The sequence below is a fragment of the Hydrogenophaga palleronii genome (assembly GCF_031457455.1).
Classification (GTDB): domain Bacteria; phylum Pseudomonadota; class Gammaproteobacteria; order Burkholderiales; family Burkholderiaceae_C; genus Hydrogenophaga; species Hydrogenophaga palleronii_A.
This window is the reverse complement of the sequence record NZ_JAVDWU010000002.1, coordinates 500,632-524,147: the sequence shown is the minus strand read 5'-3', so window position 1 is coordinate 524,147 and position 23,516 is coordinate 500,632. Positions and strand designations below refer to the sequence as shown.

Here is a 23,516-nt window from a genome sequence, read left to right as displayed (position 1 = left end):
TGTCATGGGATGGGAACACGGCGCAGATGACCGATCGGCTGCACTCTGCATGAGCGATCTCGCCCAGCGCATCAACGCGGCCCTGCCACAGACCCAGTGCACGCGCTGCGGCTTCCCGGACTGCGCCAGCTACGCCGAAGCCATCGCCCGTGGCGAAGCACGCATCAACCAGTGCCCCCCTGGCGGCGTTGAAGGCATCGCACGTCTGTCAGACATCACGGGACAACCCACCGCCCCTCTGGACCCGACCTGCGGCATCGAAGGCCCGCTGACGGTGGCGGTCATTGACGAGGACTGGTGCATCGGGTGCACGCTGTGCATCAAGGCTTGCCCCACCGACGCCATTCTGGGCAGCAACAAGCGCATGCACACGGTGATCGAGCCTTACTGCACAGGATGTGAACTGTGCCTGCCCGTTTGTCCGGTGGATTGCATTGAACTGGAAGTGGTCGACCCGAAGCTCACCGGCTGGCAGGCCTGGACAGCGGCCCAGGCCGATCAGGCCAGAGAGCGCTATTCATCGCGTCAATTGCGCCTGGAGAGGGAGAAGGTGGAAAACGATGAGCGCCTGGAAGCCAAGGCTCGCCTGAAGCTGGCCGACCTGTCTGAGCATTCACTGCACACGGACCCAGCCACACTGGACAAGAAACGCGCCATCATCGAAGCCGCGCTGGCCCGGGCACGCGCCCGACGAGGCGAATGACCTAGACCTGAGGACGCGAAACGCGGCGAGGGTGAACCCAGCCTCCGGAGCGAAGTGCCTCATTCCAGAGATACCGTCGGGCCGGCTTTGCCGGACGACTGGTATCGCCCCCTTGAGGGGGTGACGCGCGAAGCGCGGCGCGGGGGGGCTTCCTATACCCTCGCTGCCACCGTCTTGTACACGCCGCAGCCCACGTAGAGATCGTCCACCTTCACCACGTAGGACATCTTGCCCTGAATGGCCCCGGTGACCGGGTTGGCGATGTCGTACTCCACCCAACCAGGCTCCACTTCGGCCTGGGCCACAATGCTCTCCAGCAAGGCTTGGCCATCCACACCAGCGATGTCCTGCACACGGCTACCCACCTTTTCAGGCTTGCCACCGAACGCCCGGTAAACACCTTGCCGGTCGAGCGCGAACACGTACATGTCCCGGTCATGGAAATTCTTTGCCGGATCGGTCAGATCACGCACGAAGGCATCACGCCCACTGCGGTTGCGGTGCTCGATCGCATGGTCGACCAGCACCATCGCCTCCTCGGCGGTGCCCTGCTGCAACATGAAGGAAGACACCGCCTTGGACAAATGGGCGGCCCGATGCTCGAGCTGATTGGCCTGCACCACGGCGCGCTCCACCATCTGGGCGTTGCGCTGGGTGATCTGGTCCAGCTGGGTCACGGCCGACGAGATCTCGGAGAGCCCATTGCTCTGCTCGGCGCTGGAGGCCGAAATGAGCGACATGTTGGCGGCCACGCCACGCACGCCGTTGACGATCTCCGCGATGCTGCTGCCAGCGGTGCGGATCTGCGAAACGCTGGTATCCACCTGCATGCGCGACGTTTCGATCAGTTGCCTGATCTCCTTGGACGAAGCGGCGGAACGTTGAGCCAGGGTGCGCACCTCGTTGGCCACCACCGCAAAACCCCTGCCCTGCTCGCCAGCGCGTGCGGCCTCGACGGCAGCGTTCAAGGCCAGGATGTTGGTCTGAAACGCCAGGCTGTCGATCACGCCGATGATCTCGTTCATCTGCTGCGCGCTCTTCTGAATCACCTCGACCGAACTCACCGCCCTGCCCATGGACTGGGCACCGGACTCGGCCACATCACGCACGCGCGCCGCCTGCTGATCTGAATCACCGGCCGTTTCAGCGTTCTGGTGAACGGTGCTGGACAACTCGTGCACGCTGGCAGCGGTCTGCTCCAGGTTGGCCGCCTGCTGCTCGGTGCGGTCAGCCAGATCGCGGTTGCCCATGGCCAGGCTTTTTCCGGCATGCGCCACCAGGGCCGAGTTGCTGCGCACCTCGGCCACCATGGCCGACAGGTTGCCAATCATGCGGTCGAGCAGGCGGGTAAGGTCAGCCAGTTCGTCACTGCCTTTGGTTTTCAGAACCGTGCGCAGGTTGCCCGACGCCGTTTGCTCCATGCAGTCCAGCACCTGCCGGAAATCGCCCATGAAGCTGACATAGAAGCTCACCATGATGTAGGCCAGCGTAGCGACACCGATGAGTGTGGTCATCGCTATCCAGCGTGCAGCGGACGGCGAACCCGAGATCGCCCAGACCAGCAGAAGGGGCAGCGCTGAGGTCACCACCAGCAGCAAAAGCTTGCTGCGCAGGTGCAGGCGTCTCATCAGCCAGACGCCAGGGGTAAGGGGATGAATTCCGGACATGGGCGTGTCGCTCCTCTTGGTATTGGTGTGTGTATCGACCTTCTGGACCGAAGCTTGAGACTCGGACATCGCTCAATGAGGGTTAACGATGCCCGACTGTTGGGCTTCGAAGTGCCTGAACAGCTGCACTGCCATGACCCGAAGGGTGTCGTCGGCCATGTTATGGGCGTGCGAGAGCTGCTCAAGGCCGTACCGGCGATCGTTCTGCATCAGGGCACGGCTCACACACATGCCCTGGCTCGACATGCGCAAGCAAAAGGCGTCCAGGAGTTCGACCGGCCAGGCCGTCGCTGCAGACGGCGACCAACGTCTGGTCGACGCATCCGTGATGCGCCCTGGAAGTGCTGTGGACTCCATCTGCTGTGGCTTTGAGACCTGGCGCATGGCGGGCTCCTGTGATCGTGGGGCTTGAATACAGAGGTGCAGACAAGGAGGTGCGTACTGCTCTGTGCCGGTATCTTAGGTCGCCTCAGCAGCTGGCATCGGCTGAAACAGCGGGTGAAATACCGGGCAGCTTCACGGTTTTTATGCCCACTGCGGCAGAATCCGACCATGACTTCCACCTCTGCCCGTCTGCTCAAACTGACCGCCCATCCCGACACGTCGCCAGACCTCGACAGGCCTCGGCCAGAGAGGCTGATCGAAGGCAATCCGCTGCGCGAAACCTGGAACAGCGTGGATTCAGATCTACCAGCAGGCAGGGTCTACTGCGGGGTGTGGCGATGCGAACCAGGGCGATGGCGGATCGCGATGGGCGAGACTGAACGAGAACTGTTCACCGTTCTGATCGGCCGTTGCCGTGTGCACGACGTGCAGGGTGGCTACGAAGAAGTGGGCCCCGGCGAAGGCCTCTACATGCCACCGGGCTTTGCGGGGGAATTCGAGGTGCTGGAACACCTCACCAAGACTTACATGATCTCGGAGTGAGTGGCCATTTTCGAAAAAGCGGCCACCACCTCGGGTGGCGCCTGAACCAGCTCGATCAACACGCCCTCGCCCGCGACGGGAAAAGCCTCGTTGGCCTTGGGGTGCAGGAAGCAGATGTCAAACCCTGCAGCACCCTTGCGTATGCCCCCTGGTGCAAACCGTACGCCACGAGCCGTCAGCCAGGCCACTGCGGTGGACAGATCGTCGATCCACAAGCCCACGTGGTTGAGGGGCGTGGTGTGCACAGCGGGCTTCTTTTCAGGGTCCAGCGGCTGCATGAGATCGACCTCAACCTTGAACGGCCCATTGCCCATTGTGCAGATGTCTTCGTCCACGTTTTCGCTCTCACTCCGGAAGGTGCCGGTCACCTCCAGGCCAAGCATGTCGACCCAGAGGGTTTTCAACCGTTGTTTGTCGGGCCCGCCAATGGCGATTTGCTGGATGCCCAGCACCCGAAAAGGGCGTTGTGTGTCTTGCATGGAAGAAACCATTGTTGGGTCAGTGAACGATGCTGGTGCCGCGTGGTGTCTGTTCCAGCGACCAGACCGTGGCAGGAGGCAGATTCGCCCAGATGGATGTCACCCTTCGCCAGCGCCAGCCATAAGGAATGTTGGCGAAAGGACGCAGGTGCGGGGCGGCGTAGGTGTACTGGATCAGGCGCGATCCTGGTCGGTGAGCCAGCAGCGAAAGCATGGCGGTGACGCACTTCTGCACCTCCAGCTTGGGCATGGACAACAATGGCAGGGACGACACCACGGTCACCGGCGCCAGCGCATCCAGGGGAAGCTGGTCCACCAGGGAGGCACAGCGGTTCAGCACCTCCAGTTCGGGAAACCGTGCATTGAGCAGGCGAGCGAATCCGGGATCACGTTCAAACACCACGAACCGATCGTGACGGTCCTTCGCCAGCATCAACGCGTTGGTGATGCCGCCCGTCCCGGCACCCACCTCGATCAGGACGCGGGCGTCGCTGCGAAGCACTTCGTCCAGAATGGCTTGGGCCAGCGCACGAGATGCGGGTGCAATGGCGCCCACGTGGCGGGGGTTGCGCAAATAACCGAGTGCAAATGCCAGTCGCTGCCTCATGCGGTCTCCTCTGTCATCAAGCGGCACAGCGTATCTGAAATCCGTCAAATCGCGAACCCGGCGGCGGTCGGCAAGGTATCGAAATGCTTATTCGAACTCGACAATGGGTTGGTCCACCACCAGTGACTCGCCCTTGCTGGCCAGCACCTTGCCCACAATGCCGTCGGCCGAAGCAAACAACACGTTTTCCATTTTCATGGCTTCGATGACGGCCACGCGCTCACCAGCCTGCACCTTCTGGCCTGGCTGAACCGCCACGTCCACCAGCAGCCCCGGCATGGGTGAGAGCACATACTTGCTCATGTCGGCCGGCGCCTTGAACGGCATGAGCGCATGCAGCTCGGCCATGCGGGGCGAGACCACCATGGTCTCCAGCCGGGTGCCGTTGTGTTGCACCACCAGCGCCAGCGGATTCTTCAACGAACCCCGCTCCATCTGCGCGATGAAGGCCTGTCCGTTGCAGGTGCCGGTGATGACGATGTCATTCAAACGCGAGGGTGATGAAATCTGGTACCGCTTGCCCGACACCACCACCTGCGCCGCCCCGGTTTCACCCACAACCTCATCCACATGCACAGGTGTGTAGCGGTGGGCACCGTCGGCCGCCAGGCTAATGACAACGTAGCCGTGGCCGACCTTCACGCCATAGCCCGGGAGCTGTCCCGACAGGCCGGCCGCCCGCTCGCGGGACTTGCGCCGCACGAACGCGGCCAGCGCCACCAAAAAGTCCGGGTCGTCGTGCGGCACGTCTTCGGCGCGAAACCCGTGGGCATAGTGTTCGGCAATGAATCCGGTGTTGAAGTCCCCCGTCACGAACTTCGGATGTGCGAGCAGCGCTGCCTGGAAAGGAATGTTGCTGCTGATGCCACGAATGACGAAAGCGTTGAGCGCTTCGCGCATCTTGGCGATGGCGTCGTTCCGGTCGTTGCCATGCACGATGAGTTTGGCAATCATCGAGTCGTAGAACATCGGAATTTCACCGCCATCCTGCACGCCCGTGTCCACGCGAACACCCAACAAGCTCGATGTGTTCGCCTGGTACATGGTCTGCTGCGGCGGATTGAAACGCACCAAGCGTCCGGTGCTCGGCAAGAAGTTCCGGAACGGGTCTTCTGCGTTGATGCGGCACTCGATCGCCCAACCATTGCGCTGCACCTGATCCTGGGTGATGGGCAGGGTTTCGCCTGCAGCCACACGGATCATGAGTTCCACCAGATCGAGGCCGGTGATGCACTCGGTGACCGGGTGCTCCACCTGAAGGCGGGTGTTCATCTCCAGGAAATAAAAATCCTGATCCTTGCCGACCACGAACTCCACCGTACCGGCGCTTTGGTACTTCACCGCCTTGGCCAGTGCCACGGCCTGTTCGCCCATGGCTTTGCGGGTGGCTTCGCTGATGAAGGGCGACGGCGCCTCTTCGATCACCTTCTGGTGGCGGCGCTGAATGGAACACTCGCGCTCGTTGAGGTAGATCACGTTGCCGTGCGAATCGCCCAGCACCTGAATCTCGATGTGGCGAGGCTCTTGCACGAACTTCTCGATGAAGATGCGGTCGTCGCCGAAACTGTTGCGTGCTTCGTTCTGGCACGCGGTGAAGCCCTCCAACGCCTCCTTGTCATTGAAGGCCACGCGCAAACCCTTGCCACCACCGCCAGCACTGGCCTTGATCATCACCGGGTAACCAATGTCCCTGGCGATCTCCACCGCGCGTTCAGCGTTCTCAATGGCGTCGTTCCAGCCCGGGATGGTGTTGACCTTGGCCTCATTGGCCAGCTTCTTGGAGGCGATCTTGTCGCCCATGGCCGCGATGGAAAAGTGGCGTGGCCCGATGAAGTCGATCCCCTCCTCCTCACAGCGCTTGGCAAAGGCTTCGTTCTCTGAGAGGAAGCCATAACCCGGATGAATGGCCTGTGCGCCGGTGGCTTTGGCCGCCGCAATGATCTTGTCCGCGACCAGATAAGACTCGCGCGAAGGTGCCGGGCCCAGCAGCACGGATTCGTCGGCCAGCTGCACGTGGCGGGCTTCCTTGTCGGCTTCGGAGTACACCGCCACGGTGGCGATGCCCATCTTCTTGGCGGTGGCAATGACGCGGCATGCGATCTCGCCGCGGTTGGCTATCAGGATCTTGGTGAACATGTTGTTGGTCTCCGGCCCGTTCAGAGGGGGATGTTGCCGTGCTTGCGCCACGGGTTCTCGATCTTCTTGTCCTTGAGCATCACCAGGCTGCGGCAGATGCGCTTGCGTGTGTTGTGCGGCAAGATCACATCGTCGATGTAGCCCCGGTTGGCGGCCACGAACGGGTTGGCGAATCGGGCCTTGTACTCGGCCTCCTTGGCCGCGAGCTTTTCGGGGTCGCCCTTGTCCTCCCGGAAGATGATTTCCACCGCGCCCTTGGCCCCCATCACCGCAATCTCGGCATTGGGCCAGGCGAAGTTCACATCGCCACGCAGGTGCTTGGAAGCCATCACGTCGTAGGCGCCGCCGTAGGCTTTGCGGGTGATCACGGTGATCTTGGGCACGGTGCACTCGGCATACGCGTAAAGCAGCTTGGCACCGTGCTTGATGATGCCGCCGTATTCCTGGGAGGTACCGGGCATGAAACCGGGCACGTCCACGAAGGTGATCACGGGTATGTTGAAGGCATCGCAAAAGCGCACGAAGCGCGCTGCCTTGATGCTCGACTTGATGTCCAGGCAACCGGCCAGCACCAGCGGCTGGTTGGCCACGATGCCCACGGTCTGGCCGTCCATGCGGGCGAAGCCGATGATGATGTTCTTGGCGTACTCGGGTTGCAGCTCGAAGAAGTCGCCATCGTCCACCGTCTTGACGATCAGCTCCTTCATGTCGTAGGGCTTGTTCGGGTTGTCGGGCACCAGTGTGTCCAGGCTCATTTCCACGCGGTCGATGGGGTCGCCGCTGGGTCGCACGGGCGCTTTTTCGCGGTTGGACAGGGGCAGGTAGTTGTAGAGCCGGCGCAGCATCAGCAGCGCCTCCACATCGTTGTCGAACGCCAGGTCCGCCACGCCGCTTCGGGTGCTGTGGGTGATCGCGCCGCCCAGTTCCTCCGCCGTCACTTCCTCGTGGGTGACGGTCTTCACCACTTCAGGGCCGGTCACGAACATGTACGACGAGTCTTTCACCATGAAGATGAAGTCGGTCATGGCAGGCGAGTACACCGCGCCACCGGCCGACGGCCCCATGATCATGCTGATCTGCGGCACGACGCCACTGGCCATCACGTTGCGCTGGAACACCTCGGCATAACCACCGAGCGATGCCACGCCCTCCTGAATACGTGCGCCGCCCGAGTCGTTCAAACCAATCACCGGTGCGCCGACCTTCATGGCCTGGTCCATGATCTTGCAGATCTTTTCGGCGTGGGCTTCGGACAAGGCACCGCCGAACACGGTGAAGTCCTGGCTGAACACGAACACCAGGCGGCCATTGATCATGCCGTAGCCGGTGACCACGCCGTCGCTGGGGATCTTGTTGTCCTGCATGCCGAAGTCGGTGCAGCGGTGTTCGACGAACATGTCCCATTCTTCGAAGCTGCCTTCGTCCAGCAGCACATCCAGCCGTTCGCGGGCCGTGAGTTTGCCCTTGGCGTGCTGCGCGTCGATGCGCTTCTGTCCACCGCCCAAACGGGCCCGGGCGCGTTTTTCTTCGAGTTGTTGAAGGATGTCTTGCATGGTGGGTGCTTCAAATCTCCGGGTGCCCTGAGCCTGTCGAAGGGCGGAGTGGGGGTTGTTCAGGGGCTTTGACAGGCTCAGCCCGAACGGCGTCGGATTCGTAAATGGCGAGCAGTTGCCGCGCGGCGGTGCTGGCAGGCAATGTACCCGCGAGGACCTGCTGCGTGGTGTCTTCCAGCGCAGCGCGCACGGCAGGGTGGGCGCGGAAACGTTGCTTGAGACCGGCGTCGATGCGCTCCCACATCCAGGCACGGGCCTGCTGCTGGCGGCGGGCTGCGAGCCGGCCGTTCTCGGTCTGCAAACGTTGGAAGCGCAAGACTTCAACCCAGAAGGCATCCACGCCACGGCCCTGCAGCGCGCTGAGCTGAATCACCTGGGGGTGCCAGATGGCCTCGTTGTGGTGTACGTGTTCGGGATGGCCTTGCAGACCCAGCAGCCGAAGCGAAGATGTGATCTGCGCCCGTGCCCGCGTGGCGGCGTCGGGGTCGAGGTCGGCCTTGTTGATGACCACCAGATCGGCCAGTTCCATCACACCCTTCTTGATCGCCTGCAGGTCGTCGCCCGCATTGGGCAGTTGCATGAGCACGAACATGTCGGTCATGCCACTGACTGCTGTTTCGCTCTGGCCCACACCCACCGTTTCCACGATCACGATGTCGTAGCCTGCGGCCTCGCACACGAGCATGGCTTCGCGGGTCTTCTCGGCCACGCCGCCCAGCGTGCCGCTGCTCGGACTGGGCCGGATGTAGGCCCTTTCGTGCACGGAGAGCTTCTCCATGCGCGTCTTGTCGCCGAGGATGGAACCACCCGAGACAGTGCTGGAAGGATCCACGGTCAGGACCGCAACGCGATGGCCTTTTTCTATCAGGTACAGCCCCAGGGCTTCAATGAAGGTGCTCTTGCCCACGCCCGGCACACCGCTGATGCCCAGCCGAAAGGCTGTGCCCGCATGTGGCAACAAGGCGGTGAGCAACGCATCGCCCTGGGCGCGGTGATCGGCCCGGGTGGACTCCAGCAGCGTGATGGCCTTGGCCATGGCGCGGCGTTGCCCGGCGGAATCGCCGCGCAGGATGCCCTCCTGCAGCACCGAAGAGCTCACCCGATGGCCTTCTTGATCTGCTCCAGCACATCCTTCGCGCTGGCCGGAATCGGCGTGCCAGGGCCGTAGATGCCCTTCACACCAGCCTCATAGAGCATCTCGTAGTCCTGGCGAGGAATCACCCCACCCACGAAGACGATGATGTCGTCGGCGCCCTGCTTCTTCAATTCGGCAATGATGGCCGGCACCAGGGTCTTGTGGCCAGCGGCCAGCGTGGACACGCCAACCGCATGCACGTCGTTTTCGATCGCCTGGCGTGCACATTCCTCGGGCGTCTGGAACAGCGGCCCCATATCCACGTCGAAACCCAGATCGGCGAAGGCCGTGGCCACCACCTTGGCGCCGCGGTCATGCCCGTCCTGGCCCAGTTTGCTGATCATCACGCGCGGCCGCCGGCCCTGCGCTTCGGCGAAGGCGTTGATCTCTGTCTTGAGGGCGTCCCAGCCCTCGGCGGAATCGTAGGCAGCTGCGTACACGCCGGTCACCTTTTGTGTATCGGCGCGGTGGCGCCCGTAAACTTTTTCCAATGCATCGCTCACCTCGCCCACGGTGGCGCGCAGGCGGATGGCCTGGATCGACAGATCGAGCAGGTTGCCCTCGCCACTCTCGGCGGCCGCAGTGAGGGCCGCCAGCGCGGCCTGGACCTTGGCCGCGTCGCGCGTGGCCTTGATCTGCTGCAGACGGGCGATCTGCCCCTCACGCACCGCCACATTGTCAATGTCGCGCGCCTCGATCGGGTCTTCGGTCTGAAGCCTGTACTTGTTGACGCCGACGATCACGTCCTTGCCACTGTCGATGCGGGCCTGCTTCTCTGCGGCTGCGGCCTCGATCTTGAGCTTGGCCCAGCCGCTGTCCACGGCCTTGGTCATGCCGCCCATGGCCTGCACTTCTTCGATGATGGCCCAGGCCTTGTCGGCCATCTCCTGGGTGAGGCTCTCCATCATGTAGCTGCCGGCCCAGGGGTCGACCACGTGGGTGATGTGGGTCTCTTCCTGGATGATCAGCTGCGTATTGCGTGCAATGCGGGCGCTGAACTCGGTGGGCAGCGCGATGGCTTCGTCGAAGCTGTTGGTGTGCAGACTTTGCGTGCCGCCGAACACGGCGGCCATGGCTTCGATGGTGGTGCGCACCACATTGTTGTAGGGGTCTTGCTCGGTCAGGCTCCAGCCTGAGGTCTGGCAGTGTGTGCGCAGCATGAGGCTCTTGGGGCTCTTGGCGTTGAAGCCCTTCATGATGCGCGTCCACAGCAGCCGGGCCGCGCGCATCTTGGCGATCTCAAGATAGAAGTTCATGCCGATCGCCCAGAAGAAGCTCAGGCGTCCGGCAAAGGCGTCCACATCCATGCCCTTGGCAATGGCCGTTTTCACATACTCTTGCCCATCGGCCAGCGTGAAGGCCAGTTCCAGCGCCTGGTTGGCACCGGCTTCCTGCATGTGGTAGCCGCTGATGCTGATCGAGTTGAACTTCGGCATGTGCTTCGCCGTGTACTCGATGATGTCGCCGATGATCTTCATCGACGGCTCGGGCGGGTAGATATAGGTGTTGCGGACCATGAACTCCTTGAGGATGTCGTTCTGGATGGTTCCGCTGAGCTGGTCCTGCGCCACGCCCTGCTCTTCGGCTGCCACCACGTAGCCCGCAAGCACCGGAAGCACCGCGCCGTTCATGGTCATGGACACACTGACCTTGTCCAGCGGGATCTGGTCGAACAGGATCTTCATGTCCTCCACGCTGTCGATGGCCACGCCGGCCTTGCCCACGTCACCGGTCACGCGGGGATGGTCGCTGTCATAGCCCCGATGGGTGGCCAGGTCGAAGGCGACCGACACGCCCTGCCCGCCAGCGGCCAGCGCCTTGCGGTAGAAGGCATTGGACTCCTCGGCGGTGGAGAAGCCAGCGTACTGGCGGATCGTCCACGGGCGCACCGCATACATGGTGGCCTGAGGGCCGCGGATGAAAGGCTCGAAGCCAGGCAGTGTGTGGGTATGGGGCAGGTGCGCCGTGTCTTCTGCCGTGTACAGGGGCTTGACGCTGATGCCGTCTGGCGTCACCCAGTTGAGAGCATCCACATTGCCGCCGGGTGCAGATTTCCGGGCGGCTTGGGTCCATGCCTCCAGGCTGGCGGGCTGAAATTCGGGCTGTGGAGTGGTCATGTCGGGCAACGCGAAAGGGGGAGGTGGGGAACGACGGAGCGGGGGCAATCATACATCATTCATAATTATTGATGCAGATTTCGGTGATGGGACTACAATCCGCCCGTCACACCCTACGCCATTTCGCACCCACATGTCTGCACTCTCCCTTGCACCGCGCGCACTCTATGAAGAAGTGGCCGAACTGCTGCGCCAGCGCATTTTCAACCGCGAACTGGAACCAGGCAGCTGGATCGACGAACTCAAGCTGGCCGAGGCCTACGGTATCAGTCGCACGCCCTTGCGGGAAGCCCTCAAGGTGCTGGCGGCTGAGGGGCTGGTGACCATGAAGGTTCGGCGAGGCGCCTACGTGACCGAAGTGTCAGAGAAGGACCTCACCGATGTCTACCACCTGCTCTCCCTGCTCGAATCCGATGCGGCGGGCGTGGTGGCCCAAAAAGCAACCGATGAACAGATCGCCGAACTGCAGGCCCTGCACGACGAACTGGAGGCGAGCACCGCTGAAAGGAACCGGTTTTTTGCGGTCAACGAGCGCTTTCACATGAAGCTGCTGGAAACCGCAGACAACCGCTGGCGACAGCAGATGGTGGCCGACCTGCGCAAGGTCATGAAGCTCAATCGACACAACTCCTTGTTCAAGAGCGGCCGCCTCAATGAGTCTCTGGCAGAGCACAGGGGCATCATGGCTGCACTGAAGTCGCGCCAACCGGACCTGGCGGTGGCCCGCATGCGGGAACACTTCCGAAATGGACTGGAAGCCGCTGTCTGACGCCGCCTGAGGCCTCCATCGGCCACTCCCGCCAGAAACAGGGGCGCGATCAGAGCAACGCGACCGCTCGAAGCGCGTCGTCGACGTCTTCTGAAACCTCGGGCTCCATGTGAGCCTGAGCCATGGCCCAGACCTCTCTGGGCGGCAACGGTTTGAGCCGATGGTCGCTCCACACCTGGCGCCACAGCCGCGCCCCTCGCAAGCCGTGCCGGAGGCCCAGCATGTGCCGCGCAATCGCATACCAGGGGCATCCATCTTCTGCGTGAGCACGCTCCATATAGGCCACCATCTGTTCCTCAACCCCTTCACGGGTGATCAAGGAAGGCGAAGCGCCAAAGAAGCGCTCGTCCCAGGACGTCATCAGCCACGGGTGGTGGTAGGCCTCACGCCCCACCATCACGCCGTCGACCTGTGCCAGGTGCGTGTCGATCTGCTCATTGGTGGTGATACCGCCATTCACACCGATGGTGAGGTGAGGAAAATCGCGTTTGAGCTGGTACGCCAGTTCGTAGCGCAGCGGTGGCACCTCGCGGTTTTCCTTCGGCGACAGGCCCTGCAACCAAGCGTTGCGAGCGTGCACCATGAAGACCGAACACCCCGCTTCGCTGACCGTGCCCACGAAGTCGCGAACGAATTCGTAGCTCTCGGTCCTGTCGATGCCGATGCGGTGCTTGACCGTGACCGGCACAGTCACGGCATCCACCATGGCCTTGACGCCATCGGCCACCAGCCCGGGCTCCGCCATCAGGCAGGCACCGAATGCACCGCGCTGCACCCGGTCACTGGGGCAACCGCAGTTCAGGTTGATTTCGTCGTAGCCCCACTGCTCACCCAGCCGGGCGGCCGCGGCCAAATCCGCCGGTTCACTGCCGCCAAGCTGCAGAGCCACCGGATGCTCTTCTTCGTTGAAACGAAGGTGCCGCTGCACACTGCCATGCATCAACGCGCCCGTCGTCACCATCTCGGTGTAGAGCAGCGTTTTCCTGGTCAGCAGGCGGTGGAAATAACGGCAATGCCGGTCGGTCCAGTCCATCATGGGCGCGACGGAAAGGCGCCATGGGGACAAAGCGGGTTCAGATGACATGGCACCGATTATCCCAGCCCAAAAAAATACCCGCCGAAGCGGGTTTGGGAGAGGCGAAGTGCCTTGGTCCAGAACATCGCGGAACCGGCTTTGCCGGGCCGCAGATGTTGTCCCCGTGAGGGGGTGACGCGCCGCAGGCGCGGCGCGGGGGTGGGCATATTCAGCCCATGTGCAAACCGCCGTTGACCGAGAAGTCGGCCCCGGTGGCATAACCACCCTCTTCGCTCGCCAGCCAGGCAATGATGGACGCGATCTCGCTGGGCTTGCCCAGGCGCTTCACGGGCACGGTGGCGACGATTTTTTCCAGCACGTCGGGACGAATGGCGTTGACCATGTCGGTACCGATGTAGCCCGGGCTCACGGTGTTGACCGTCACGCCCTTGGTGGCCAGCTCCTGCGCCAGGGCCATCGAGAAACCATGCATGCCAGCCTTGGCGGCCGAGTAGTTGGTCTGCCCGGCCTGGCCTTTTTCTCCGTTGACAGAGCTGATGTTGACGATGCGGCCCCAGCCCTTTTCCACCATGTCAGGCACCACCTGCTTGGTGACGTTGAACATGGAGTTCAGGTTGGTTTCGATCACGGCCGACCAGTCTTCGCGCGTCATCTTCAGGAACATGCGGTCCTTGGTGATGCCGGCGTTGTTCACCAGCACGTCGATGGTCCCGTGCTCTGCCTTGGTCTTGGTGAAGGCCTCCACGGTGGAGTCCCAGTCACCCACATTGCCCACGGACGCGTAGAAGGTGTAGCCCAGGGCTTTCTGCTCGTCCAGCCACTTGGTGAAATCCCGCGTCGGGCCACACCCGGCGATGACCTTGAAGCCCTCCTTGTGCAGGCGCTGGCAGATGGCGGTACCGATGCCACCCATGCCGCCCGTGACATATGCAATTTTTTGACTCATGTTGTTTGCTCCTCTGAGGTTTGCCGAATGGCATTAAAAAACTTTGTACTTTGAAGATGCGTTGGCCTGAACGTCCAGGTCTGCGCGGAACCGGCTCTGCCGGGCCGCTGCAGACGCCCCCTTGGGGGGTGACGCCGCAGGCGGCGCGGGGGAGGACAGCCCTAGCGTTCCACAGCCAGGGAAACCCCCATGCCGCCGCCGATGCAAAGCGCCGCCACACCCTTCTTGGCGCCGGTGCGCTGCATTTCGTGCAGCAGCGTCACCAGAATGCGGCAACCCGAGGCACCAATGGGGTGCCCGATGGCAATGGCCCCCCCGTTGACGTTGACCTTGGCCGGATCGATGTCCAGCGCCTTGTTCACGGCGCAGGCCTGTGCAGCAAAGGCCTCGTTCAGCTCGAACAGATCGACATCCGACGCCTTCCAGCCCGCACGGGCCAGGGCCTTCTGCGAAGCGGGCACGGGGCCCATGCCCATGGTCGCGGGGTCCAAGCCGCTGGTGCCAAAAGCGGCAATGCGGGCCAGCGGCGTCAGGCCAAGAGCGGCGGCCTTCTTGGCGGACATCACCATCACGGCAGCGGCACCGTCGTTGATGCCGGATGCGTTGCCTGCGGTCACCGAACCGGCCTTGTCAAAGGCGGGGCGCAGGCCGGCCAGCACTTCGGTGGTGGTCTTGGCGTTGATGAACTCGTCGCTGTTGAACAACACCGGATCGCCCTTGCGCTGCGGAATGCTCACGCCCACGATCTCGTCCTTGAACTTGCCGGCGGCCTGCGCAGCGGCGGCCTTTGCCTGGCTGCCGGCCGCCAGGGCGTCCTGCATTTCACGGGTGATGCCGTGGGCCTTGGCCACGTTTTCGGCGGTGATGCCCATGTGGTACTGGTTGTAAACGTCCCACAGGCCGTCCACGATCATGGTGTCGACCATCTTCCAGTCGCCCATGCGCTGGCCGTCGCGGCTGCCGTTGAGCACGTGCGGGCTGGCACTCATGTTTTCCTGGCCACCCGCAATCACGATCTCGCTGTCGCCCCAGGCCACGGCCTGAGCCGCCAGCATCACGGCCTTCAGGCCCGATCCACACACAGCATTGATAGTCAATGCTGGCGTTTCCTTGGCCACGCCGGCCTTCATCATGGCCTGGCGGGCCGGGTTCTGGCCGCAGCCCGCTGCCAGCACCTGGCCCATGATCACTTCACCCACGGCGTCCACCGGCAAACCGGTGCGTGCCAGCAGTTCCTTGATGACGATGCTGCCGAGTTCGGTGGCGGGTGTCTTGGCAAGCGAGCCGCCGAACTTGCCCACACCGGTGCGGGCGGCTGAAACGATGACGATGTCTTCCATGTGTTTGCTCCTTGTAGTTTCAAAAGAAAGTGGATTTGCGTCGCGTGAAGTAGCCCACTCCAGGGGCACCGAGGAACCGGCTTTGCCGGGCCTCTGGTGCCGCCCCCTTGAGGGGGTAGCGCGAAGCGCTGCGGGGGTGCTTCATTTGTTCATGCCTTTGCTTTCACATACCGGCCCGGCGCAGGCTCAATGGCGGTGTAGGTTTTGCCCTTGCCATAGGCCTTGGGCGTTGCCACCAACTTGCCCGCCTGAGGCTTGAGCCAGGCGGCCCAGTCGCCCCACCAGCTGCCGGGGTGCTCGGTGGCGCTTTCGATCCAGGCGTTCACGTCAGCCGGGAACTTGTTGGCAGGACCGATCCAGTGGCTGCGCTTGTTCTTGGCTGCAGGGTTGATCACACCCGCGATGTGCCCGGAAGCGCCCATGACGAAGCGCTTCTTGCCCGGAAACACCTGGGTGCTGGCGTAGGAGCCCCCGATCGGCACGATGTGGTCTTCACGCGAGCCATAGATGTAGACGGGCAGCTTGACCTTGCGCAAGTCCACCTTCTCACCACACACCGTCATGTGTCCGGGTTTGACCAGATTGTTTTCCAGGTACATCTGCCGCAGGTAATGCGCGTAGTAATGACCCGGCAGGTTGGTGCTGTCGGAGTTCCAGTACAGCAGGTCGAACGGCGGCGGGGTTTCACCCTTGAGGTAGTTGCCCACCACGTAGTTCCACACCAGGTCGTTCGGGCGCAGGAAACTGAACGTGGTCGCCAGGTCACGCCCAGGCATGAGCCCGCCTTGAGCAAACTGCATTTCGCGGTATTTGACGAAGTTCTCGTCGATGAACACGTCCAGAATGCCGGTGTCGCTGAAGTCCAGCAGCGTGGTGAGGAAAGTGGCGCAGTTCACAGGCTCTTCGCCGCGCGCCGCCAGCACCGCCAATGCCGTGCCCAGCATGGTGCCGCCCACGCAGAATCCCAAAGCGTTGATGGTTTTTGCGCCCGTGATGTCCTGCGTGACATCGATGGCCTTTATCACGGCATCTTCGATGTAGTCGTCCCAGGTTTTCTGGGCCAGTGATTCATCCGGGTTGCGCCAACTCACCACGAAGGTGCGGTGCCCCTGTTCCACGCAGTAGCGGATCAGCGAATTCTCAGGCTGCAAGTCGAGGATGTAGAACTTGTTGATGCAGGGTGGCACCAGCAGGAAGGGACGCTCGTAGACCTTCGCGGTGAGCGGCTTGTATTCGATGAGCTGGAACAGTTCGTTCTCGAACACCACCGCACCTTCGGTGGTGGCGACGTTCTTGCCGACCTCGAACACGCTTTCGTCGGTCATGGACACATGGCCCTGCTTCATGTCGTGCAGCAGGTTGGCCACGCCCTTGGCGATGCTTTCGCCCTGGGTGTCGATGGCCTTCTTCTGGGCCTCGGCGTTGAAAGCCAGGAAGTTGCTTGGGGCACTGGCATCGATCCACTGCTGCACGGCAAAGCGCACGCGGCTGCGCGTCTTGGCGTCGCCCTGCACCGCTTCGGCCATGGCCATGAGGGTGCGCGCATTGAGCAGGTATGAAGCCGCAGAAAACGCTGCCACCGGGTTGCTTGACCAGGCATCCGAGGCGAAGCGGCGGTCACCGGCCGGCTTGACGTTGGGGCCCTGGTTCCAGAGGCCGGCCACTTCCTGCATGTAGTTTTTCTGGATCTCCATCAGTTTGGCGGGATCGAAGGACACCGGCTGGCCATTGGCATTGCTGAACAGGTCGCTCATACCCGGGAGACCTTGCACAACCGTGGGCAGGTGGGGCATGGCCATGCCGAAAGGGTTCGCTGCGCCACTCTGTGGCATGAAGGCCTTGAAGGCGGCAAAAGGGTCGGCGCCCTCTTTGGCCCCAGCCTGTGCCGCAGCCCCCGGCATGGCCTGGGCCATCTGTGTCCACTGGGCCACCAGATTCTGTTGAAACTGCTGCGCCGCCTCCAGCCAGGGTTGCTGGGGATCTTTCCCTGATGTCATCTATGTCTCCTGTGGTTGGGCCGTCGACTTATTATTCACCGGTCTAGGGCCGCATTCCGGGTTTTCCCTAGCGTCAGGGGGCTGAATTTCCAGTCGCCTGACAGTTCGTCTCGGGCTGCAGGTGAAATGTGTATCTGGTTGTGATTGGCTGGCTCTATGTGGTGCTGATGATGTCGGTGGCGGAAGCGTCCAACACGACCGGCACCGTGCTTGGAGCCATTGTGACCTTTTTTCTTTACGGTTTGATGCCGGTGACGTTGGTGGTTTACCTGATGCGCACACCTCAACGGCGAAAGGCGCGCAAGGCACAAGAAGCCGAAGAGGACCGTGCAAGGCTGGCGGAAAAAAGCGAACCATCAGCTCCAGCGCCGTCAGACGAACCAGACGCAGGCGGCCATGCGGCCGGTGCTGCCAAGGCGGACGGCATCGCGCCGGTGCGAGAAGAACCGCGCTGATTGCGCCACGGTGCACCACGACAGCGAACCGTCGTTGCCGTGCACCGATGACACGCCGACCGCCTGCAACCGGCGCCTGGCAAGCGCCGGCAGGTCCGCCAGAAACCTGCCGCCCGGCTGCGCATTGAAACAGTCAATCGCGGCTGGATCCGGAGTCACAAACGCTTCCACCACTTCTGGTCCGACCTCGAAAGCCTGCGGACCAATGCAGGGCCCCAGCCATGCAATGACTTCTGAACCTCCACCTTGAAGCGGCACAGCAGCGCCAGGCCTTACCTCATGCAGCGCACGCACGGTGGCCTCGACCACGCCCCCTGCAAGACCTCGCCATCCAGCGTGAGCGGCCGCCACAGCCTTGCCAGTCTTGCAGGCCAACAGAATCGGCAGGCAATCGGCGACCATGATGGTCGCGGCCAGGCCGGCACCAGCCCGCACCACGCAAGCATCGGCTTCGGTGCCATCGGGCGTGGTGGCATCAAGATGGGCGACATGCGTGCCGTGAACCTGCTGGAGGAACACCGGCCTCGCAGGTGAGGTCATGGCGCGAAGGCGCGCGCGATTGTCCATCACCGGGGCGGCATCGTCGTGCACGTGATCGCCCAAGTTGAAGCTGTCGAACGGAGGCTGGGACACGCCGCCGACGCGGGTCGTGAACAGCGCGCGCACACCTGCAGGTGCAGGCCAATCGGGAACGATGTGTTCGACAGAGCCGCCCATCAGGCTTCAGCGTCAGGACAGGCGGACGGCTGGGCTGCCTGGAACGCTGGGAGCGCCATGCAGGCGTCGAACACCGCCATGGTTCTCGGGAGCCCGTCCAGCGGCGTCTTGAACCGTTGCGCGTTGAAAATCTGCGGCACCAGGCAACAGTCTGCCATCGTGGGGGTGTTGCCGTGGCAGTAGAGCGCGGCTGGCCCGGCTGCGAGCTGGCGCTCAAACGCTTCCAGGCCGTCGCGCACCCAGTGCCGGTACCAGGTGTTCTTGGCCTCTTCTTCCACCTTCAGTTCTTTGGTGAGGTACTTCAGCACGCGCAGGTTGTTGATGGGATGGATCTCGCAGGCCACGATCTGTGACAAGGCACGCACCCGGGCGCGGCCCAGCGGATCGGCGGGCAACAGGGCGGGCGCTGGATGCATATCTTCAAGGTATTCGATGATCGCCATCGACTGGGTCAGGCGGGTGCCATCGTCGAGCTCGAGCAGAGGAACCAGGCCTTCCAGTGAGAGGTCGGTGAAAGCAGTCTGCCGGTGTTCGCCCTTGGCGATGTGCACGGGCAGGTATTCATAGGCCATGCCCTTGATCGCCAGTGCGATGCGCACACGGAAAGAGGCTGAGGATCGGAAGTAGTTGTAGAGCTTCATGCCGCAAGGATAAACCTTGCTGCCGAAGACTGTAGGACATGGGTCAACTCGAATCTGCCGCGGATTTCGGTCCCAGGCGGCGTTGAGCCGGCAACTTTCCTTTCAGCTGGACGATGCACTTGCCCGCGCGTTGGCTGCGGCTGCGGCTGCGATGCCCCGCTGCACGTTGACCAGCGTCAGCAGGCCCAGACCCGCCACGAAGAACACGCCGGTTGAGACGATGGCCAGGCGGTGGTTGCCGTCGGTCAGCCAGGTGACCAGTCCATAGGTCATCGGCCCAATGATGGCCGACAGGCGCACAGCGAACATCCACAGACCAAAGAACTCGGCCCGGCGGAGTTCCGGTGCCAGCGCACCGGCCAGCGCGCGGCCGGCGGACTGGCTACTGCCCATGCACAGCCCGGCGATCACGGCTGCGACCCAGAACAGGCCGGGCCCGGTGGCCAATGCGGCCAGCACGATCATCACGATCCAGCCCGCCAGGGTGATGGCCAGCGCCGGCCGGTGGCCGATGATGTCCTGCACGTAACCCCAGGCGAAGGCGCCCAATGCCGCTGCGATGTTGACCAAAAAGATCAGCATCATGGTCTCTGTCTGCTGGAAGCCCAGCACCTGTTCAGCGTAGACAGCGGCCAGCGCAATGACCACGGCAATGCCGGCCTGATAGGCCACCGAGCAGGCGAGCAAAGCGGTGAAATCCTGGAAAGAACGGGCCTCTCGCCAGGTGCGCTTGAGCCGGGCCAGCGAGGCCTTCAGGCCGGCCTCTTTCGTCGCCCTGACCTGTGGCCGGGCGCGCTCCTTGAGCAAGACAAAGGTCACCATTGCCGATGCACCGAAAACACCGGCGGTGATGAACATGCTCACTGGCACAAAGTGCGCGGCCGGTAAACCCTGGCCTTGAGCCCACAGCACATACCAGAGGCTGAGCCCCAGCGTGAGCATGCCGCCCAGGTAGCCAAAGCCCCAGCCCCAGCCAGACACGCTGCCCATGCGCTCCTCGCTGGCCAGTTCTGGCAGAAACGCGGCGATCAGCGATTCGCCATAGGTGTAGAACACGTTGGACAGGACAATCGCCACCAGCGCCCAGGCCACATCGCCCGGCCCGGCGCCAGCCAGCGCAGCGGTTCCCGCCACGCAGCCCAGCGTCGAGAGCATCAGCAGTCGCTTCTTGACCGCACGCAGGTCGGCATAGGCCCCGATGGCAGGCATGGTGAGCATCACGATCAGGCTCGACACCGCCAGCGCGCTGGTCCAGGCCAGGGTGCCCCAGGCCTCGCCGCCGGCCACCCCGCCCACAAAGTAGGCGCTGAACACTGCGGTGAGCACCACCGTGGTGTAGCCCGAGTTGGCGAAGTCGTACATGGCCCAGCCGAAGACTTCGCGCTTGCGAACACCAGGTTTCAGGGCATTTTGCGGAAACAGGGACATGGTCAGGGGTGCGACGCGCGCCATTGCTGCAACAGGCGGCCAGTGTAGGGCCGGGGCGAAAGGCTGTGAGGCCCGTTTGGCCTATCCGCCAGACCGACCCGCCCGTACCCCACGCTGATCCCATCTGACAAGCCCTGGAAAGCCCGACAATGGCGGGCATGTCAGATGCACCACCGCCCTCGCCTCCTCGATCATCGGCCAGCCAGCCACGCAACCCGCTGCACGGCGTCACGCTGGAGCGCATGGTGACCGAACTGGCCGATCACTACGGCTGGGAAGGTCTGGGGCAGCGCATTCCCGTGCGCTGCTTTACACACGATCCCAGTGTGGGCTCAAGCCTGAAGTTCCTGCGCCGCACGCCGTGGGCGCGGGAGAAAACCGAAAGCCTGTATCTGTTCATGCAGCGCGAGAATCGCCGCGCGCAGAGACCGTAAAGATCGCTCCGTCGAATTCGCATTCAAGCGAGGTGCAAAACAAGACGGTGACCACAGGTGCTGTCGAACGGTGGGGCAAGCCAGCGCAGTGATGCGTTTGAAGCTGAAGCCCACCCTTGGCCTGATCGCGCAGGCTAGGCTAAGCGGCCTGGAACGCCAGGTTTTTTCGAAACGTCTCCAGGCCTCAGTTCCCCGGCTTCGCAGGTGCTTGCTCCCCTGGTTGCTTGTCCAGCAGACGACCCAGCAGGTCCATGGGCAGCGGAAACACGATGGTGGAAGCACGATCACCGGCCACCTGGGTCATGGTCTGCAAATACCGCAGTTGCATGGCCTCGGGCTGCCGGGCCAGCATCTGCGCCGCTTCCAGCAGTGAGACAGCAGCCTGCTTTTCACCCTCGGCATGGATCACCTTGGCGCGCCGCTCGCGCTCGGCCTCGGCCTGGCGCGCGATCGCCCGGACCATCGACTCGTTCAGGTCGATGTGCTTGATCTCCACGTTCGTTACCTTGATGCCCCAGGCGTCGGTCTGTGCATCCAGGATCTGCTGCACGTCCAGATTCAAGCGTTCGCGCTCGGCCAGCATCTCGTCGAGTTCGTGTTTGCCCAGCACCACCCGCAAGGTGGTCTGGGCCAGTTGGCTGGTTGCCATCAGGTAGTTCTCGACCTGGATGATCGCTTTCTGTGGGTCGATCACCCGAAAGAACACCACCGCATTGACCTTGACCGAGACGTTGTCGCGCGAGATCACATCCTGCGGTTCCACGTCCATGGTCACCACGCGCAAATCGACCCGCACCATCTGCTGCAGGCCCGGCACCACGATCACAAGGCCCGGCCCCTTGACCTTCCAGAAGCGGCCGAGCTGGAACACCACGCCGCGTTCATACTCGCGAAGGATGCGAAATGAAGCACCCAGCAGCACCAGCACCACTGGCAGCAGGATGCCGCCCAGTCCAATGTTGAAATCCAGCATCATGCATTCTCCTTGTGTGACTGCATCGGTTCATCGCCCAGGGACTCCACGCGCAGCACCAGTCCTTCGACGGCCCGCACACGAACGGTCTGGCCAAGCGCCAGCGGGCGCTCGCCAGCCACCTGCCAGCGCTCTCCCTGCACCTGAGCCCAGGCCTTGGACCCTTCCACTGCCGTGACCTGACCCGTGGCCCCCAGCAGGACCTCACTGCCGCTGACCACATGCGCGCGACGGGCCCGCAAGGCCATGCCTCCGCCCAGCAGGACGGCCGCGGCCGATGTGAGTGAAATGCCGAACAGCAGCGGCAGCGGCACCCCAAGACCGGGCACATCCCTGTCGAACAGCAGCAAACCACCAGCCATGAAGGCAATCACCCCGCCCACGCCCAGCACGCCGAAGGCAGGTGTCAGCAACTCGGCCGCCAGCAGGGCGAAGCCCAGCAGGATCAAAGCCAGCGCTGCGTAGTTGACCGGCAGCAACTGCAGGGCGAACAGGGCCAGCAGCAAACAGATCGCACCCACCGTGCCCGGAACGCCGAAACCGGGCGATGAAAACTCAAACATCAGCCCATAGACACCGATCATCAGCAGGATGAGGGCGAAGCTGGGGTTGGCGATCACGCCAAGCAGCCGGTGCCGCCAGTCAGGCGGCTGCATGACCACGACCAGACCCGTGGTGGCCAGTTGCAGCTCGCCGCTGGCGGTGCGCACCGTGCGGCCATCGACCTGCGCCAGCAAGTCGGTCAGGTCTTTGGCCATCAGGTCGACCACGCCCTGCTCCAGCGCCTCGGCCGCGGTCAGACTGACGGCCTCGCGCACCGCACGTTCGGCCCACTCGGCATTACGCCCGCGCTCTCTGGCCAGGCCACGGATGAACGCAGCGGCATCGTTGACCTGCTTGGTGGTCATCGGATCGGCTGGCGCCGAAGCTTTGGGATCTGTCGCCTTCGGAACCTCGCCCTCCTTGCCACTCCCCGCGGGTACGGGTTCGCGTACGGACTGTGGTGCGCCTGGCATGCCAATCGCGACTGGTGTAGCGGCTCCCAGGGTCGTGGCCGGTGCCATGGCTGCCACGTGGCTGGCGTACAGGATGTAGGTACCGGCACTCGCCGCGCGGGCGCCGGTCGGCGTCACGTAAGTCACCACCGGCACAGGGGAGGCCATGATGGCCTGGATGATCTGCCGCATCGACTGGTCCAGACCGCCTGGCGTGTCCAGTTGCAGCACCAACAGCGGCGCGCCGTCGCTGGCCGCCTGCGCGATGCCGCGGACCACATAGTCGGCGCTGGCCGGGCCAATGGCGCCCTCCACCGTCAGCACGGGCGCGGTGGCGGCTCTGGCGGGCGCCGCAGCCAACATCGCCAGCCCCAGCAGGAGTGGGAACAGCCGGGCCGTCAGAAGGCAATAGAACGGGCTTCCCGTGTCTCGGGTTGCGCAAGCAGTGAAGGGACCATGGC

Annotated in this window: 21 protein-coding genes; 4 read left to right on the top strand and 17 right to left on the bottom strand. The window is 63.2% G+C overall.

What is annotated here, in order from left to right; translation table 11 throughout:
• Nucleotides 1-4 precede the first annotated feature (4 nt).
• The gene (gene rsxB, locus J2W49_RS06925) at nt 5-703 is read left to right on the top strand and encodes an electron transport complex subunit RsxB (protein WP_310313403.1); all 699 of its coding nucleotides are present in this window, start codon (nt 5-7) and stop codon (nt 701-703) included.
• 152 nt (nt 704-855) lie between these two features.
• Here the strand turns inward: rsxB and J2W49_RS06920 are convergent, their stop codons facing one another.
• The gene (locus J2W49_RS06920) at nt 856-2,370 is read right to left on the bottom strand and encodes a methyl-accepting chemotaxis protein (RefSeq protein ID WP_310313400.1); all 1,515 of its coding nucleotides are present in this window, start codon (nt 2,368-2,370) and stop codon (nt 856-858) included.
• A 72-nt stretch (nt 2,371-2,442) separates the two neighbouring features.
• Complete coding sequence (locus J2W49_RS06915; protein ID WP_310313398.1) at nt 2,443-2,754, bottom strand: hypothetical protein; 312 nt, start codon at nt 2,752-2,754, stop codon at nt 2,443-2,445.
• A 168-nt stretch (nt 2,755-2,922) separates the two neighbouring features.
• On the opposite strand from J2W49_RS06915, the gene J2W49_RS06910 reads away from it, so the two are divergent.
• Nucleotides 2,923-3,297 carry a cupin domain-containing protein gene (locus tag J2W49_RS06910; RefSeq protein ID WP_310313395.1) on the top strand — a complete coding sequence of 125 codons (375 nt, stop codon included), beginning with the start codon at nt 2,923-2,925 and terminating at the stop codon, nt 3,295-3,297.
• On the opposite strand, the gene J2W49_RS06905 is transcribed toward J2W49_RS06910, so the two are convergent.
• The 6 genes from J2W49_RS06905 to scpA all read right to left on the bottom strand — a co-directional run bounded on the left by J2W49_RS06905 (nt 3,279) and on the right by scpA (nt 11,324).
• Nucleotides 3,279-3,776, bottom strand: coding sequence for a VOC family protein (locus J2W49_RS06905; RefSeq protein WP_310313392.1), 498 nt, complete (start codon nt 3,774-3,776; stop codon nt 3,279-3,281). The genes J2W49_RS06910 and J2W49_RS06905 overlap by 19 nt on opposite strands.
• A gap of 19 nt (nt 3,777-3,795) precedes the next feature.
• Nucleotides 3,796-4,383, bottom strand: coding sequence for a class I SAM-dependent methyltransferase (locus J2W49_RS06900; protein ID WP_310313389.1), 588 nt, complete (start codon nt 4,381-4,383; stop codon nt 3,796-3,798).
• An 87-nt stretch (nt 4,384-4,470) separates the two neighbouring features.
• Entirely contained in the window at nt 4,471-6,519 is a 2,049-nt protein-coding gene (locus J2W49_RS06895) for an acetyl-CoA carboxylase biotin carboxylase subunit (RefSeq protein ID WP_310313386.1), read from the bottom strand.
• 20 nt (nt 6,520-6,539) lie between these two features.
• Nucleotides 6,540-8,072 (bottom strand): acyl-CoA carboxylase subunit beta, encoded by a 1,533-nt coding sequence (locus J2W49_RS06890; RefSeq protein ID WP_310313383.1) that lies wholly within the window; start codon nt 8,070-8,072, stop codon nt 6,540-6,542.
• A gap of 10 nt (nt 8,073-8,082) precedes the next feature.
• Nucleotides 8,083-9,171, bottom strand: coding sequence for a methylmalonyl Co-A mutase-associated GTPase MeaB (gene meaB / locus J2W49_RS06885; RefSeq protein WP_310313380.1), 1,089 nt, complete (start codon nt 9,169-9,171; stop codon nt 8,083-8,085).
• On the bottom strand, nt 9,168-11,324 hold the full coding sequence (scpA, locus tag J2W49_RS06880; RefSeq protein ID WP_310313377.1) for a methylmalonyl-CoA mutase: 2,157 nt from the start codon (nt 11,322-11,324) through the stop codon (nt 9,168-9,170). The genes meaB and scpA overlap by 4 nt, the downstream gene beginning before the upstream one ends.
• A gap of 133 nt (nt 11,325-11,457) precedes the next feature.
• On the opposite strand from scpA, the gene J2W49_RS06875 reads away from it, so the two are divergent.
• A complete protein-coding gene (locus J2W49_RS06875; protein WP_310313375.1) occupies nt 11,458-12,093 on the top strand; it encodes a GntR family transcriptional regulator in 636 nt (211 codons plus the stop codon).
• Nucleotides 12,094-12,142: 49 nt separating this feature from the next.
• On the opposite strand, the gene dusA is transcribed toward J2W49_RS06875, so the two are convergent.
• The 7 genes from dusA to J2W49_RS06840 form a co-directional block, all read right to left on the bottom strand.
• Nucleotides 12,143-13,177, bottom strand: a complete 1,035-nt coding sequence (gene dusA, locus J2W49_RS06870; protein WP_310313372.1) for a tRNA dihydrouridine(20/20a) synthase DusA — start codon at nt 13,175-13,177, stop codon at nt 12,143-12,145.
• Nucleotides 13,178-13,337: 160 nt separating this feature from the next.
• Nucleotides 13,338-14,075 (bottom strand): acetoacetyl-CoA reductase, encoded by a 738-nt coding sequence (phbB, locus tag J2W49_RS06865; RefSeq protein ID WP_310313369.1) that lies wholly within the window; start codon nt 14,073-14,075, stop codon nt 13,338-13,340.
• Nucleotides 14,076-14,236: 161 nt separating this feature from the next.
• Entirely contained in the window at nt 14,237-15,415 is a 1,179-nt protein-coding gene (locus J2W49_RS06860; protein WP_310313366.1) for an acetyl-CoA C-acetyltransferase, read from the bottom strand.
• A 149-nt stretch (nt 15,416-15,564) separates the two neighbouring features.
• On the bottom strand, nt 15,565-17,412 hold the full coding sequence (locus J2W49_RS06855) for a PHA/PHB synthase family protein (protein ID WP_310313363.1): 1,848 nt from the start codon (nt 17,410-17,412) through the stop codon (nt 15,565-15,567).
• 371 nt (nt 17,413-17,783) lie between these two features.
• Nucleotides 17,784-18,584 (bottom strand): peptidoglycan editing factor PgeF, encoded by an 801-nt coding sequence (pgeF, locus tag J2W49_RS06850; RefSeq protein ID WP_310313360.1) that lies wholly within the window; start codon nt 18,582-18,584, stop codon nt 17,784-17,786.
• Nucleotides 18,584-19,225, bottom strand: a complete 642-nt coding sequence (gene maiA, locus J2W49_RS06845; protein ID WP_310313357.1) for a maleylacetoacetate isomerase — start codon at nt 19,223-19,225, stop codon at nt 18,584-18,586. Before maiA ends, pgeF begins: the two co-directional genes overlap by 1 nt.
• A gap of 102 nt (nt 19,226-19,327) precedes the next feature.
• On the bottom strand, nt 19,328-20,653 hold the full coding sequence (locus tag J2W49_RS06840; RefSeq protein ID WP_310313354.1) for an MFS transporter: 1,326 nt from the start codon (nt 20,651-20,653) through the stop codon (nt 19,328-19,330).
• Between the two features lie 158 nt (nt 20,654-20,811).
• Between J2W49_RS06840 and J2W49_RS06835 the strand changes: the two genes are divergently transcribed.
• The gene (locus J2W49_RS06835; protein WP_310313351.1) at nt 20,812-21,087 is read left to right on the top strand and encodes a VF530 family protein; all 276 of its coding nucleotides are present in this window, start codon (nt 20,812-20,814) and stop codon (nt 21,085-21,087) included.
• A 184-nt stretch (nt 21,088-21,271) separates the two neighbouring features.
• Here J2W49_RS06835 and J2W49_RS06830 read toward each other — a convergent pair whose 3' ends face one another.
• Nucleotides 21,272-22,063 (bottom strand): slipin family protein, encoded by a 792-nt coding sequence (locus J2W49_RS06830; protein WP_310313348.1) that lies wholly within the window; start codon nt 22,061-22,063, stop codon nt 21,272-21,274.
• On the bottom strand, nt 22,060-23,418 hold the full coding sequence (locus J2W49_RS06825) for an NfeD family protein (RefSeq protein WP_405000997.1): 1,359 nt from the start codon (nt 23,416-23,418) through the stop codon (nt 22,060-22,062). The genes J2W49_RS06830 and J2W49_RS06825 overlap by 4 nt, the downstream gene beginning before the upstream one ends.
• Nucleotides 23,419-23,516 lie beyond the last annotated feature (98 nt).